Consider the following 13,959-nt stretch of genomic DNA (forward strand, 5'->3'; position numbering starts at 1 on the left):
ATCACGCCAAAAGTTAACATCTCAGCGCAGCGTTTACAACCAATCCTTCCCTAAAATAAAAAATGCCGTTCAGCTGCGTAACTGAACGGCATTACGCCTTCCGGCGGGTTTTTTTCCTGGAACAGGCGCTGATTAACGCTTGTTGACGGCGTCCTTGAACGCCTTGCCAGCCGTGAACTTGACCGTCTTGGCTGCCGGGATCTTGATGGTTTCGCCCGTCTTCGGGTTGCGGCCCGTACGTGCTGCGCGCTTGCCCGAACCGAAGCTGCCGAAGCCGATCAGCTGAACCGCATCACCCTTCGACACGGCTTTCTTGATGACTTCGAGCAGCGTGTCCAGCGTTTCGCCGGTTTGAGCCTTGCTGGCGCCCGTTTGGGCGGCGACGGCGTCGATCAGTTCCTGTTTGTTCATTAAGGTTCCTTTTTCAGGTTAGGTTTGACACGAACAGCGCGAACGCGCCGATTATACGTGCGCGAACCGTGCCGTCGAGAGTCAGACTCCGACGGCACAGCGCCGAATCCTGGCCCGCGCGACGTGCCGTCCGGCTTGCCGGTGGCCACCCCGCGGTACGGCGTTGCTATGATAGCGCAGCGCAAACCCAATAACGACAAGGGTTTCAAAGATTTTCATCGGTATTTCGCCGAATGAATCGTCGATTGCCCGTTTTTTGACCTGCGCCAACCGGGCAGGATACGCAGCCGGGTCCGCCGTCGCGCAACGCCGTTGGTTTTTGCCAACGGACCGCCGGACGCCTCCGCGCAATCCCTTGCCGGGCTTGGCTGCCACGTTTTTTGTTTCGCATGCCAGACCGACTCGTTCCCGCCACGCTCGCGTTTCGCGACGACGGCATCCTCGTCTCGCCCGAGTACGGCGACATCTATCACAACGTCGCGGGCGCGCTCGCGCAGGCGCGCCACACGTTCATCGCGGGCAACGCGCTGCCCGCGCGCTGGCAAGGCCGCCGCACGTTCACCATCGTCGAGACCGGGTTCGGCGCGGGCGCCAACTTCCTCGCGACCTGGGCCGCCTGGCGCGACGATCCCGCACGCTGCGAGCGGCTGCATTTCGTGTCGTTCGAGAAACATCCGTTTTCGCGCGACGACCTGCGCCGGGCACTGTCCCATATAGTTGCGAACACAACCATCTCGACAGAAGCGGAAATGCTCGCCGATGCGTGGCCGATGCTCGTTCCAGGTTTTCATCGCCTCGAATTCGACGCCGGCCGGGTCGTGCTCACGCTCGCACTGGGCGACGCGCGCGAGATGCTGCCGAAACTGGTCGCACGCGCCGATGCGTTCTATATGGACGGCTTCGCGCCCGCGAAAAACCCGGATCTCTGGTCGGTCGATGTGTTCCGCGCACTCGCACGCGTCGCCGCCGAAAATGCGACCTTCGCGACGTATTCGAGCGCGGGCGCGGTGAAACAGGCACTCCTCGAAGCGGGTTTCACGTACCGCAAGATCGCCGGGTTGGCCGGCAAGTTTGCGATGCTCGCAGGCGAATATGCCCCGCGCTGGCGGATGCGCCGGCACGAACCGCCACGCGCATTGCCGGTTGCCGCGCGCGATGCGATCGTGATCGGTGCGGGCCTGGCTGGCTGCGCGATCGTCGAACGGCTCGCCGCACGCGGCTGGAACGTCACGCTGATCGAGCGGCACGCGCGGATCGCGAGCGACGCATCGGGCAATCCTGCCGGTGTATTTCATCCCCTGATGACGCGCGACGACAACGTCGCGAGCCGCCTCACACGCAGCGGTTTCCTGCATGCGCTCGCACGCTGGCGCGCACTCGAGCAGGCGGGCCATGCGTTCGCGCGCAGCACGCGCGGGATGATTCACCTCGCGGAATCGGCCGACGATTTCGTGCGCATGCGCGATGCGTTCGACGCGCTCGGCGCACCGTCCGACTATGTGTCGCTGCTCGACACCGACGCCGCGCGCGCGCATCTGAACCTGCCCGTCGCACATGGTGGCCTGCTGTTTCCGCACGGCGGCGCCGTATGGCCGGCAGGGCTCTGCGCCGCGCAAGTCGCGGCGGCAGGTGAGCGCGTGAAACTGCTGGCCGGCACCCAAGTCGATCGACTCGAGCGTGATGGCGACACGTGGCGCGCGGTCGACGCGACAGGCGCAACGCTCGCCGCAGCGCCGGTCGTCGTGCTTGCGAACGCGGGCGATGCCGTGCGTCTCGCCGGCCTGCAGCATGTCTCGCTGCAGCCGGTGCGCGGCCAGTTGACGCTGCTGCCGCCCGGCAGCACGGCACCGCTGCCGTGCCCGGCGATCGGCGACGGCTATGCGGTGCCGCTCGACGACGGCACGCTGCTGATCGGTGCAACGTTCGAACCCGACGACCTCGATCCCGCGATGCGCCCCGCCGGACATATCGAAAATATCGAGCGCGTACGGCATCTGCTGCCCGGCCTGATCGGCGAGCTGCCGGACGTCGGGACGCTGCGTGGGCGCGTCGCGTTTCGCTGGGTCGTCGCCGACCGTGTGCCGGTGATCGGCCCGCTTGCCGACGAAGCGCAGACCCTCGCGAACGCACGCGCACTGAGCGGTGCGAAGGCGCGCGACCTGCCTCGCACCGCGGGCCTCTATGGCGCCTTCGGCTACGGCTCCCGCGGCCTGGTGTGGGCGGCGCTCGGCGCCGAGCTGATCGCGTCGCAACTCGAAGGCGAGCCGCTACCGCTCGAGCGTGAACTCGCCGATGCCGTCGACCCGGCCCGGTTCCTGATCCGCGCGCTGCGCGGCCGCCAGATCGGCTGATCTCGTCAGCCAAATCCTCACAGTGCTTTGATTTTTTCGCGCAAGGTTATCCACTCGATGCTGTGGATAACCGCGCGGAATCCACGCGCGGTTCGTGTGTAATCACAGTGGACGTCAACTGGGCAACTCGGCACAGCCATTGAGCGGCCCGAAAGTTGCTCAACTCAAACCTCTGTGAGCAAACAGCCTGTGCAACGGGTTATGGCTATGCCAACGCTTTGATCTTGTTGCGTAAACCGAAGTTATCCACAGAACTGTGCAAGCCTTGTTAACTTCTACTACGTATATATACAAGTAAACAATTGAAACCAAAAACCTGTGGTGCCTCACAGGGGCGCGAGTCGAGTCGATCGGTTCCGGAGCGAAAAAGCTGTGGCACAATCGGTGTCCTTCGCGTTCGTTCGGCCAGGCGCCGGACATGCTTCAATGGAACGGTCGGCACGATTTCGAATCTGAATCTTCGAGACTGCGCAGTCCGTTCACACACCAGGCCGACAATCCAGATCGGCAGCCTGAACGACAGTTCCGCCGGACGGCGGAAAAAGGCGGATCCCATGTCCCGCCGTCGTCGACCACAACAATCACATTCGGGGCGATACCCGGCCGGCGTGCATCTCTTTTCTGACGCTTGACCCCGCGCCGCTGGCGATTGCTTCCAAAGGAGAAGTCACCACGATGAAGTCGGCGTTCTCATTCCTGCCCAACTGGCCGCTCGCACCGGATGCCGTGTTCTGGGCCGGGCTCGCGTTGTTCGCGGCCGGTCTGTGCGGCGAGCTGTGCTACCGCGCATGGCGGTTGCCGCGCATCACCGGCTATGCGGTGATCGGCCTCGTCGCCGGTTCGTTCGGATTCGGCGTGATCGACGCGAGCACCGACGAAACCTCTCGGCTGCTGATCGACGTCGCGCTCGGCCTGCTGCTGTTCGAGCTCGGCAGCCGTCTCGACCTGAAATGGATTCGCCGCAATCCGTGGCTCATTGCGTCGAGCCTTGCCGAGGCGACGCTGACATTCGTGCTCGTGCTGTTCGTGATGCTCGCGCTCGGCGTGTCGGGCATGGTCGCGCTCGTGCTGTCGGCGATCGCGATCGCGACGTCGCCGTCGATGGTGATCCAGCTCAAGACCGAACTGCGCGCGGAAGGGCAGGTGTCGCAGCGCCTCATCACGCTGACCGCGCTGAACAGCGTGTACGCGATCGTGCTGACCAAGCTCGTCACGAGCTGGCTCCACCAGGAGGCGTACGGGAACGTTTTCGCGACGATCCTGCAGCCCGTCTACCTGATCGCCGGTTCGTTCATCGTCGCGTACCTGGTCGCGCGTGCGTGCAATTACCTGTTCCGCCACATGACCTCGACGATGCGCGACGAGCATTCGTTCGTCGCGCTGTTCGGGCTCGTGATGCTCGCGATCGCGGTGGCGCAGGCGCTGAAGCTGTCGACGCTGCTCACGCTGCTGCTCGCCGGCATCATCGTGAAGAACCTCGAAGCGCGGCCGCAGCTGTGGCCCGAGCATTTCGGCACGGCCGGCTGGCTGCTGACGGTGGTCCTGTTCGTGCTGACGCTCACGTCGTTCACGTGGGGCGACATCGCACTCGGCGGGCTGCTCGCGATCGTGCTGATCGTCACGCGGCTCGTTGCGAAGCTGGCCGGCGTCGTCGCGTTCGCGAAGCCGAGCGGCATCGGGATGAAGCAAGGCATCGCGCTCGGCATCGCGCTCACACCGATGTCTGCGCTGTCGTACCTGCTCGTCGACGACACCTACCAGCTCTATCCGAATTTCGACCCGCACCTGCGTGCGATCGTGATGTGCACGATCGTGATCCTGCAGCTCGTCAGCCCGTTCGTCGTCTACCGCTGCCTGTCGGCGGTCAGCGAACGCAGCGACGGCAACTGATTTCCGGAAACTGCCATGGCACTCGAAACTTTCGTCAATTCCGAACCGTTCACGTTCGGCGTCGAACTGGAGATCCAGGTCGTCAACACGCACAACTACGACCTGACCAAGGCGGCATCCGACCTGATGCGCCTGATCCAGGGCGAGACCTTCCCCGGCAACATCACGCCCGAAATCACCGAGAGCATGATCGAGCTGTCGACCGGCATCTGCCATACGCACGACCAGGCGGTCAGCGAGCTGCACGCGATCCGCGACGTGCTCGTGAAGGCGGCCGACCAGCTCAACGTCGGGCTCGCCGGCGGCGGCACGCACGCGTTCCAGCAGTGGAGCGACCGGCAGATCTACGACGCGCCGCGCTTCCAGTACATCTCCGAGCTGTACGGCTATCTCGCGAAGCAGTTCACCGTGTTCGGCCAGCACGTGCACATCGGCTGCCCCGATCCGGACAGCGCGCTGTTCCTGCTGCACTCGATGTCGCGCTTCATTCCGCACTTCATCGCGCTGTCGGCGTCGTCGCCGTTCGTGCAGAACGTCGACACCGGCTTCCATTCGGCGCGCCTGAATTCGGTGTTCGCGTTCCCGCTGTCGGGCCGCGCGCCATTCGTGCTGACCTGGGACAGCTTCGAGGAGTACTTCACGAAGATGGTCAACACGGGCGTTGTCAACTCGATGAAGGACTTTTACTGGGACATCCGGCCGAAGCCCGGCTTCGGGACGATCGAAGTGCGCGTGATGGACACGCCGCTGTCGGTCGATCGCGCGGCCGCGATTGCCTGCTACATCCAGACGCTCGCGCGCTACCTGCTGACCGACCGGCCGCTGAAGCTGTCGGAGGACGACTATCTCGTCTACACATTCAACCGTTTCGAAGCGTGCCGCTTCGGGCTCGAGGGCACCTGCGTCAATCCTCAGACAGGTGAGCGCCGCACGATCGCGGAAGACATCCTCGACACGCTCGACCGGATCGCGCCGCATGCGGCCGCGCTCGGCTCGCGCGCGGCGCTCGACGAGATCGGCGCGCTCGCGAAGGCGCGCGTGAATGACGCATCGTGGTTGAGAACCGTTTTCAAACAGGAAAAATCGCTGAACGAGACGGTCCGTCAGCAGTGCCTGCGCTGGCGTGAATGAAAAAATGTTTTGCAGATTACAGGCTCGACCGCGCGCCGATTCGCTGAACGCCGTTCGACGCCGATTCGCGCGCAGCGCGTCGCCAGTCGTCCTGAAAATCTGTGGATAACTTGATATTCCGCTTCAAAGTCAATGCTCTGCGGGATGGATAACCCGGTGGATCGGTGCCGTCGGCACGATGGCCGATTCGAACAGGAAAATGTTTGCGCGTTCGGTTGTGGGGTCGGCGGAGATTGCCGGCACAACGAAAAAATCCGGTTATCCAGCGATTTTCCACAGATTGAAGGGGATAACTTAGCTGTGCGATTTTCCGCTCTCGCTTAGAATGTCGGCTTTGCGGACACCGGAATGACCCGTGTCTCACCGGTCGCCGCGAACGCGACCGCCGCGTGTGCCTCGCGACGGCCGTGTCGACGCTCTTCAAAGAGCGTCTGTTTTGAGATAGACATTCGATCTCCACACTACGGCTGCTCGGCGATCCGGGCGGCGGCAAAGCGAAAAGACTATGAGCGAAGGCGTTTACGGGAATCAGGCTTCGGGACGTGTGACCCACAGCTTGCTGCGGTTGAGTACGGCCATGCGAAGCCAGGCATGGGATTGGGCGGAAGGTGCAGGCCTCACGCCGACGCAGGGCGAGATCCTCGTGCTGCTGCTGCAACGCAAGGGCCCGATGCGGCTCGGCGAGATCGCGCGCGAGACGCAGCTTACGGCTGCGACCACCAGCGACGCGGTCAGCACGCTCGAGACGAAGGGGCTCGTCGAGAAGCGTCGCGCACTGGACGACGGCCGCGCGCTCGCCGTGCGCCTGTCGGCCCGCGGCCGCACCGCGGCGAAGAAGGCGCTGCAATGGCCTGAATTCCTGACGAAAGCGGTCGGCAAGCTCGGCGCGGACGAACAGGGCGCGCTGTACCGCGCGCTGCTGAAGACGCTGCGCGAGCTGCAGGTGGCCGGTGCGACGCCGCCGCAGCGCATGTGCCTGACGTGCGCGCATTTCCAGCCGGGCAAGCAGTCGAAGAAGACCGTGCATCATTGCGCGGCGCTCGATCTGTCGATGGCCGACAGCGATCTGCGTCTCGACTGTTCGGTGCACGAAGAAGCCGACGCGGCGACGCAGAAGAAGACCTGGAAGGTGTTTGCCGGCTGACGTCCGTCGATCGACCGGGAGGCCGATGGTGAACGCTGTGATGAACGCTGAAGTGGTGGCGATCCGCCACGTGCATTTCGAGGACCTCGGCAGCTTCGAGCAGGTGCTCGGAGAGCGCGGGCGGCGGGTGCGATACGTCGACGTCGGATCGTCGCGCGTCGAGGCGCTCGACGCGCTCAAGCCGGCGCTGCTCGTGATGCTCGGCGGGCCGCTCAGCGTGTACGAGGACGCGCAGTATCCGTCGATCGCGCCGCTCGCGGCGCTCGTGCGCCAGCGCATCGATGCCGGACTGCCGATCCTCGGCATCTGCCTCGGGGCGCAGTTCATCGCCCGCGCGCTCGGTGCGCGCGTCTATCCGGCTGCGCAGAAGGAACTTGGCTGGGCGCCGCTGACGCTCACCGACGCGGGCCGCGCGTCGCCGCTGCGCCACCTCGACGGCGCGGCGACCTCGATGCTGCACTGGCATGGCGATACGTTCGACCTGCCGGGCGGCGCGATCCATCTTGCATCGACACCGGCGTGCCGCCATCAGGCGTTCGCGTGGGGGCAGCACGTGCTGGCGCTGCAATGTCATCCTGAAATCCGCACCGACCGCTTCGAACCCTGGCTGATCGGCAACGCCGGCGAAATCGCGTCGACGCCCGGCATCGACGCGCGCCAGTTGCGCGCCGACACCCTTCAGCACGGTCCTGTGCTGGAGACGGCCGCGCGACGCATGTTCGGCGAGTGGCTCGACAGCGTCGGGCTTTGATCCCGGGCGAGCGGCACCACGCATGACCGGCCCGCGGGCATTGCGGGTCGGCGCACCGCCGCACGCCGCGTGCGCGCTGCCGCGCGGCCGGCTGCACGCCGGCCCTGCCTGACCATCCGCTTACTGCCGAACCCGCTACGAGCAGGCTTCGAGCCCGCATGCTACGCTGATCCGCTCTTTCCCTTTCCTGGCGAGCGGTATCCATGACTGCGTTGTTTTCTCCTTTCACGCTGCGCGGCGTGACCCTTCCGAACCGGATCGTGATCTCCCCGATGTGCCAATACTCGGCCGAGCGCGGCGAGGCGACCGACTGGCACATGATTCACCTCGGCCATCTCGCGTTGTCCGGTGCGGGCTTGCTCTGCATCGAAGCGACCGCCGTCGAACCCGACGGGCGCATCACGGCCGGCGACCTCGGCCTGTGGGACGACGTGACCGAAGCGGCGCTCAAGCCCGTGCTGGCGGCGATCCGCAAGCATTCGCCGGTCCGTGTCGCGATGCAGCTCTCGCATGCGGGGCGCAAGGCGTCGAGCGAGGTGCCGTGGAAGGGCGGCCAGCTCGTGTCCGTCGCCGATGGCGGCTGGCTGCCGCATGCGCCGTCGGCGTTACCGCACAAGGACGGCGAGACGCCGCCGCTCGCGCTCGATGCGGCCGGTCTGAACCGGATCCGCGAAGCGTTCGCTGCCGCCGCGAAGCGTGCCGCGCGCCTCGGCATCGATGCGATCGAGGTGCACGCGGCGCACGGCTACCTGCTGCATCAGTTCCTGTCGCCGCTTTCGAACCAGCGCACCGACGAATACGGCGGCTCGCGAGAAAACCGGATGCGCTTTCCGCTCGAGATCTTCGAGATCGTGCGCGCGGCGTTTCCGGCGGACCGGCCGGTGGGCGTGCGCGTGTCTGCGACCGACTGGGTCGAGGGCGGCTGGGAGCTCGACGATACGATCGCGTTCGCGCACGAACTGAAGGAGCGCGGCTGCGACTGGATCGACGTGTCGTCCGGCGGCGTGTCGCCGCTGCAGAAGATCCCGCTGTCGCCCGGCTACCAGGTGCCGTTCGCGAAGGCCGTGAAGCGCGCGGTCGGGATGCCGACGATCGCGGTCGGCCTCATCAACGAGCCCGCGCATGCGAACCAGCTGATCGAGGCCGGCGACGCCGATTTCGTCGCGATGGCGCGCGCGATGCTGTACGACCCGCGCTGGCCGTGGCATGCGGCCGCCGAGCTCGGCGCGCAGGTGTCGGCGCCGCCGCAGTACTGGCGTTCGCAGCCGCGCGAGCACAAGGCGTTGTTCGGCGACATCGCATTCGGCCAGCGCTGAGCGGCATGCGCGCGATGTTGAACGAAGCAATCGTGAACGTGTAGGATGCGGGTGATTCGCCGCATGCCCCGACGCGGCACCAACCGGTGCCGCGTTTTCGTTTCGCGCGACGCAGGGCCGCGCACATCGAAAGCGCGGCCGTCCTCCATTCAAGTCGTCTTCAAAGGATTCGTTCGATGAGTTCACGCAGGATCGCGGTGCGCCGCTCGGGAATACACGGCAAGGGCGTGTTCGCGGTGGAGCCGATCAAGGCCGGCGAACGCGTAGTGGAATACAAAGGCGAGCGAATTTCGTGGAAGGAGGCGCTGCGCCGCCATCCGCACGACCCGAACGAGCCGAACCATACGTTCTACTTCGCACTGGAAGAGGGCGGCGTGATCGACGGCAAGATCGACGGCAACAGCGCGCGCTGGATCAACCATTCGTGCGCGCCGAACTGCGAGGCCGAGGAGATCAACGGCCGCGTGTTCATCCATGCGCTGCGCGATATCAGCCCGGAAGAAGAGCTGTTCTACGACTATGGCCTCGTGATCGACGAGAAGCTGACGAAGAAGCTCAAGCGCGAATACGCGTGCCATTGCGGCGCGGACGCGTGTCGCGGCACGCTGCTCGCCACGCCGGACGACGACGGCAAGAAGAAAAAGAAGAAGGACGGGAAGTCGGAGTCCGGCGCGAAGGACAAGAAAAAGAAGAAGTGACCGGCGCGGCCGCGCATCGTGCGCGGCTGCTTCACCTTCGCCAGGACGGCCGCCGCGCGGCCGTCCGTCCTGCCCGATACGGGCCAGCGCGCCTCAGTGCGTCGGCGCGGCGGCCGGCGTCTCGCTCGCCGGCTTCGCGGTGCGCTTGGCGAGCGGCACCCGCACCACGAAACGCGAACCGCCTTCCGCTGCATCCTCGTACGACACCGTGCCGCCGTGCATCGCGATGATGTCGTGCACGATCGCGAGTCCGAGCCCGGCGCCCGTCTCGACGCCGTTGCCGCTCTGCGCATCGCCGCGGAAGAAGCGCTTGAACAGGTCGGCCTGCTGGCTGGCCGGCACGCCCGGGCCGTTGTCCTCGACGACGATCTCGGCGGCTGGCTGGCCGTCCTCGAGTGCGCCGCGTGCGACGTTCACCGTGATCCGCGCGCCGGCCGGCCGTGCGAGCGGCACGTATTTCAGCGCATTGTCGAGCAGGTTCGCGATCACTTCGCGCAGCAGCACGGGGTTGCCGCGCACGTTCAGCGTTTCGTCCTCGCCGGGATCGTCGCTGCGCTGGAAGCCGAGATCGACATGCGATGCGAGCGCGCGCGGCACCCACTCGGCGCCGGTCTCGAACGCCATCGCGGCCAGGTCGACGTCGACGAAACGCGCGGCCTGTTCGCCCGGCTCAGCACGCGCGAGCGACAGCAGCTGGTTCGACAGCCGCACCGCGCGGTCGGCGGCCGCGCGCAATTCGCGTACCGCGGTGTAGGTCTGCTGCGGGTCGCGCGCGACGGCGGCCTGCTCGGCATGCAGTTTCACGGCTGTGAGCGGCGTGCGCAACTGGTGCGCGGCATCGGCGATGAACTTGCGCTGCGCGTCGAGCGCGGTCTTCAGGCGGCCGAGCAGCGCGTTCATCGCGCTCGTCAGCGGCCGGATCTCGAGCGGCACGTCGGTTTCGTCGACCGGCTCCAGCGACGTGTGGGTCTGCCGGTTCAGCGAATCGGCGAGATGCGTGAGCGGGCCGAGCTGCTGGTTCACGACCCGCCACACGATGCCCCAGCCCGCGAGCAGCAACAGCAGCAGCGGCATCATGATCGCGACGAGGAATTCGGCCGCGATCCGGTAACGGTGGCGCACCGGCTGCGCGACCTCGACCACCATCGGCTTGCCGCCCTCGACATTGTCGACACGCACCTGCGCGACGCGCACCGCGCGATTGTCGTACTCGGCCTCGAACACGTACGCGTGATGCATGCGGCGCACGTTGATGCCCCGCAGCGGCAGTTTCGGGTCGCCGGCGAGTTCCTGTTCGCCGTCGCTGATCCGGTAGATCAGCGCCTCCGCCGGATCGGAGAACATCGCCTGAGCGAGCGGCGGCACCGTGAACGGCGCGTCGGGGCCGGCGATCTGGATCTGTTTGGAGATGGCGGTGGCGAGATCGGCGAGCGAGCGGTCGATCACGTGTTGCGTGTATTGCCACGCGAGCCAGTAGGCAATCAGGCCGCTCATCAGCGCGAGCATCGACAGCGGCGCGGCGAGGCGCCGAAGCAGCGAGCGGCGCAGGCTGGTGGTGACAGCCGGATCAGAGGACATTTCGACGGGCAAATGGATAAGCGCCGCTCACGGGGAGCGGCGCGGACGTGCGTCGGTCGGCGACACGGGCAGGGCGGCTTGCCGGCGGCACGGGGCCTGCCGGCGTGCGGCGCCGCTCAGACGCTCGCGGTCTGGCGGATTTCCTGCAGCAGGTAGCCGAAGCCGCGCACCGTGACGATTTCGACACGGCACTGCTCCAGTTTCTTGCGCACCCGGTGCACGTAGACTTCGATCGCGGTGTCGCCGAGATCGCCGCCGAAGTGCGTGAGGTGATCCTGCAGCTGGGCCTTGCTGACCACACGGCCGTGACGCAGCAGCAGCATTTCGAGCACCGCGAATTCGCGCGGCGACAGTTCCAGCGGCTTGTCGTCGTTGAAGATGCGGCGATCGACGCCCGACAGGCGGACGCCGCCGAGCGACACTTCCGGACGCGGCATGTCGCTGTGCGGGCCGCTGCGGCGCATCACCGCGCGGATGCGCGCTTCGAGCTCGGCCGGCTCGAACGGCTTGAGCATGTAATCGTCGGCGCCGGAGTTCAGGCCCTGAATCCGGTCGTTCAATTCGTCGCGCGCGGTCAGCACGATGACCGGCGTGTGGCGATTGGTCTGGCGAAAGCGTGTGAGCAGCGTCATTCCGTCGATGCCCGGCAGGCCGAGGTCGAGGATCACGAGTTCGTGGCGGTTTTGTGCCAGCGCCTGTTCGGCAAAGATGCCGTCGTGCACCATGTCAACGGTGAAGCCAGCCTGCTCGAGGCTGCTCTGGATACCGCGTGCGATGGGGCGGTCGTCTTCGATCAGAAGGAGTCGCATGAAGTTCGCTCAAGTACAATGGGTTGGCGGTTCAGGCACGCGGACAGCACGACGCCGTTTCCACAGGGGCGACGCATCGCCTGACAATCAAGCATGGCGGCCAGCGAACGATTAAATCCAATCATGTCCGATATTTCGATTCACGACCTCGAAGCCGCGATCAATTTCTGGCGCGCCCGCTCGCCGTCGAGCGGCGACGAACTCAAACTCTGCGAAGAGGCCAGCGCGCTCTCCAAGCCGTATGCGCTGCTGATTGTACAGCGCGGAGGCGCGCTGCAACTGGAAGGTTTGGACCCCAAGGCGCGGAAAGCGTACGAGACTTACGTGCGCCTTAAGGATGGCTTGGAAAGCTGAAGGCTTTCGCTGAGTACATCCTAGAAAACGTTCATCGAAATGAAAAGTTGACGTGCCGCGCGTCGAAAGATGCGCGGCGGTAGAGGAAGGTCTCAGGCGGCCGGGTCGGTGTGTGCGCACACCTGGTCGATGAACGTCGCGAGCGCGATGTCGCGTTCGGTCAGGCCGTCCGCGTCGTGGGTCGACAGCGTCACGTCGACGCGGTTGTACACGTTGAACCATTCCGGATGGTGGTTCATTTCCTGCGCCTTGATCGCGACACGCGTCATGAAGCCGAAGGCCTCGTTGAAATCGGCAAAGCGCAGGCTGCGCTGGATCGCGTCGCGGCCCGGCACGGCCGTCCAGTGAGGCAGGCCTTCGAGTCGGGTCTTGCGTTCTTCTGATGTGAGCTTGTGAATCATGGTGCACCTCGTTCGGTAACGGCGCCCGCACGCGGGCAAAGGCCACGCGGCAAAGCCGGTATCGGTCATTGTTTCATAGTTGCGGAACGGCCATCCGGGGACAGCCATCCGGGGGACGGACATCGAGGGGCGGGCGCCGGCGCGCGAATCATGCCGGCGTGGCCCGCGGCCTTACGCGTCGGCGTCGTCCGGCCAGCCTTCGCCCGTGCCGCGATGCAGCACGAGATCGCGGTCGGCCACCGCGCCGGCCGGGAACTCGGGCAGCGCGGCCAGCCGGTCGGCCAGCGCACGGCCATCGACGTCGGCCAGCGCGAACAACTGCGCGAAATCATCGATCACGAAGTAGGTCTTCTGGAACGTGTCGATCCGGTAGCGCGTGCGCATCACGCGCTCGAGATCGAAACCGAGCCGGTTCGGCGCCGCGCTTTCGAGGCTGTACAGACTCTCGCCCTTGCTCGACACGATCCCGGCGCCGTAAATCGACAGTCCGTTCGTGCCGTTTGCGTCGCGGATCAGCCCGAACTCCACCGTATACCAGTAGAGGCGCGCCAGCCGCGCGAGCGCCGCTTCGTCGTCCGCGACCGCGAGCGCGGTGCGGCCGTATGCCTGCATGTAGTCGGCGAACACCGGCTCGATCAGGAGCGGCACGTGGCCGAACAGGTCGTGGAAGCAGTCGGGTTCCTGCAGGTAGTCGAGCTGATCGGGGCGGCGCATCCACCAGGTGACCGGAAACCGCCGGTTCGCAAGGTGCTCGAAGAACACGCGATCGGGCACGAGGCCCGGCACGGCGACGATCTCCCAGCCGGTGGCCGGCTCGAGCTGGCGATTCACGTCGGCGAACGACGGCACGCGATCGGCCGGCAAGTCGATCTTCCCGAGCCCTGCGATGAACGCGCCGCATGCGCGACCGCGCAGCAGCGCCGACTGGCGCGCATAGAGCTGCTGCCACACCGCGTGGTCGACCTGGCCGTAGCGTTCGAGCGGCTGGTCGATGGTGAAATCGGCGCGGGTTTCGAGGCCCGCGTCGAACTGCTCCTGCAGTTTCGCGGTGACGACGGTGGACATGGTGAGGCTCTGCACGCGGTGGTTGGGAACCATGCAAGTGTAGAGCGAGTGACGTGCGGA

General features: G+C 65.8%; 13 protein-coding genes. 8 read left to right on the forward strand and 5 right to left on the reverse strand.

What is annotated here, in order from left to right:
• Nucleotides 1-132: 132 nt before the first annotated feature.
• Nucleotides 133-411 carry an HU family DNA-binding protein gene (locus WS75_RS20590; protein ID WP_006401505.1) on the reverse strand — a complete coding sequence of 93 codons (279 nt, stop codon included), beginning with the start codon at nt 409-411 and terminating at the stop codon, nt 133-135.
• Between the two features lie 389 nt (nt 412-800).
• On the opposite strand from WS75_RS20590, the gene mnmC reads away from it, so the two are divergent.
• The 7 genes from mnmC to WS75_RS20625 all read left to right on the forward strand — a co-directional run bounded on the left by mnmC (nt 801) and on the right by WS75_RS20625 (nt 9,692).
• Complete coding sequence (gene mnmC / locus WS75_RS20595; RefSeq protein ID WP_059682632.1) at nt 801-2,762, forward strand: bifunctional tRNA (5-methylaminomethyl-2-thiouridine)(34)-methyltransferase MnmD/FAD-dependent 5-carboxymethylaminomethyl-2-thiouridine(34) oxidoreductase MnmC; 1,962 nt, start codon at nt 801-803, stop codon at nt 2,760-2,762.
• 675 nt (nt 2,763-3,437) lie between these two features.
• Nucleotides 3,438-4,652: a cation:proton antiporter gene (locus WS75_RS20600; RefSeq protein WP_059682635.1), complete on the forward strand. Its 1,215-nt coding sequence runs from the start codon at nt 3,438-3,440 to the stop codon at nt 4,650-4,652.
• A gap of 15 nt (nt 4,653-4,667) precedes the next feature.
• On the forward strand, nt 4,668-5,783 hold the full coding sequence (locus WS75_RS20605; protein ID WP_059682637.1) for a YbdK family carboxylate-amine ligase: 1,116 nt from the start codon (nt 4,668-4,670) through the stop codon (nt 5,781-5,783).
• 505 nt (nt 5,784-6,288) lie between these two features.
• Nucleotides 6,289-6,927, forward strand: a complete 639-nt coding sequence (locus tag WS75_RS20610; protein WP_059682639.1) for a MarR family winged helix-turn-helix transcriptional regulator — start codon at nt 6,289-6,291, stop codon at nt 6,925-6,927.
• A 40-nt stretch (nt 6,928-6,967) separates the two neighbouring features.
• Nucleotides 6,968-7,678, forward strand: a complete 711-nt coding sequence (locus tag WS75_RS20615) for a glutamine amidotransferase (protein WP_059682901.1) — start codon at nt 6,968-6,970, stop codon at nt 7,676-7,678.
• Between the two features lie 203 nt (nt 7,679-7,881).
• Nucleotides 7,882-8,994 (forward strand): NADH:flavin oxidoreductase/NADH oxidase, encoded by a 1,113-nt coding sequence (locus tag WS75_RS20620; RefSeq protein ID WP_059682641.1) that lies wholly within the window; start codon nt 7,882-7,884, stop codon nt 8,992-8,994.
• Between the two features lie 176 nt (nt 8,995-9,170).
• Nucleotides 9,171-9,692: an SET domain-containing protein gene (locus WS75_RS20625; RefSeq protein WP_059682643.1), complete on the forward strand. Its 522-nt coding sequence runs from the start codon at nt 9,171-9,173 to the stop codon at nt 9,690-9,692.
• A 93-nt stretch (nt 9,693-9,785) separates the two neighbouring features.
• On the opposite strand, the gene WS75_RS20630 is transcribed toward WS75_RS20625, so the two are convergent.
• Together WS75_RS20630 and WS75_RS20635 are read right to left on the reverse strand one after the other, a co-directional pair.
• Nucleotides 9,786-11,270, reverse strand: a complete 1,485-nt coding sequence (locus WS75_RS20630) for a sensor histidine kinase (RefSeq protein ID WP_059682645.1) — start codon at nt 11,268-11,270, stop codon at nt 9,786-9,788.
• Between the two features lie 116 nt (nt 11,271-11,386).
• On the reverse strand, nt 11,387-12,079 hold the full coding sequence (locus WS75_RS20635) for a response regulator (RefSeq protein ID WP_006401494.1): 693 nt from the start codon (nt 12,077-12,079) through the stop codon (nt 11,387-11,389).
• Between the two features lie 123 nt (nt 12,080-12,202).
• Between WS75_RS20635 and WS75_RS20640 the strand changes: the two genes are divergently transcribed.
• Nucleotides 12,203-12,433, forward strand: coding sequence for a DUF3717 domain-containing protein (locus WS75_RS20640; RefSeq protein ID WP_059682648.1), 231 nt, complete (start codon nt 12,203-12,205; stop codon nt 12,431-12,433).
• A gap of 92 nt (nt 12,434-12,525) precedes the next feature.
• Here WS75_RS20640 and WS75_RS20645 read toward each other — a convergent pair whose 3' ends face one another.
• Nucleotides 12,526-12,903 (reverse strand): 4a-hydroxytetrahydrobiopterin dehydratase, encoded by a 378-nt coding sequence (locus tag WS75_RS20645; RefSeq protein ID WP_257129422.1) that lies wholly within the window; start codon nt 12,901-12,903, stop codon nt 12,526-12,528.
• A gap of 102 nt (nt 12,904-13,005) precedes the next feature.
• Entirely contained in the window at nt 13,006-13,932 is a 927-nt protein-coding gene (gene phhA, locus WS75_RS20650) for a phenylalanine 4-monooxygenase (protein ID WP_082729680.1), read from the reverse strand.
• Nucleotides 13,933-13,959 lie beyond the last annotated feature (27 nt).

Origin of the sequence: Burkholderia sp. FL-7-2-10-S1-D7 (assembly GCF_001524185.1) — a bacterium.
GTDB lineage: Bacteria > Pseudomonadota > Gammaproteobacteria > Burkholderiales > Burkholderiaceae > Burkholderia > Burkholderia diffusa.

Coding starts and splice junctions, on each gene's coding strand:
- WS75_RS20620 (WP_059682641.1), top strand. CDS start 7,882: ATGACTGCGTTGTTTTCTCCTTTCACGCTGCGCGGCGTGACCCTTCCG.
- WS75_RS20645 (WP_257129422.1), bottom strand. CDS start 12,903: ATGACCGATACCGGCTTTGCCGCGTGGCCTTTGCCCGCGTGCGGGCGC.
- mnmC (WP_059682632.1), top strand. CDS start 801: ATGCCAGACCGACTCGTTCCCGCCACGCTCGCGTTTCGCGACGACGGC.
- WS75_RS20590 (WP_006401505.1), bottom strand. CDS start 411: ATGAACAAACAGGAACTGATCGACGCCGTCGCCGCCCAAACGGGCGCC.
- phhA (WP_082729680.1), bottom strand. CDS start 13,932: ATGGTTCCCAACCACCGCGTGCAGAGCCTCACCATGTCCACCGTCGTC.
- WS75_RS20615 (WP_059682901.1), top strand. CDS start 6,968: ATGAACGCTGAAGTGGTGGCGATCCGCCACGTGCATTTCGAGGACCTC.
- WS75_RS20625 (WP_059682643.1), top strand. CDS start 9,171: ATGAGTTCACGCAGGATCGCGGTGCGCCGCTCGGGAATACACGGCAAG.
- WS75_RS20610 (WP_059682639.1), top strand. CDS start 6,289: ATGAGCGAAGGCGTTTACGGGAATCAGGCTTCGGGACGTGTGACCCAC.
- WS75_RS20600 (WP_059682635.1), top strand. CDS start 3,438: ATGAAGTCGGCGTTCTCATTCCTGCCCAACTGGCCGCTCGCACCGGAT.
- WS75_RS20640 (WP_059682648.1), top strand. CDS start 12,203: ATGTCCGATATTTCGATTCACGACCTCGAAGCCGCGATCAATTTCTGG.
- WS75_RS20630 (WP_059682645.1), bottom strand. CDS start 11,270: ATGTCCTCTGATCCGGCTGTCACCACCAGCCTGCGCCGCTCGCTGCTT.
- WS75_RS20635 (WP_006401494.1), bottom strand. CDS start 12,079: ATGCGACTCCTTCTGATCGAAGACGACCGCCCCATCGCACGCGGTATC.
- WS75_RS20605 (WP_059682637.1), top strand. CDS start 4,668: ATGGCACTCGAAACTTTCGTCAATTCCGAACCGTTCACGTTCGGCGTC.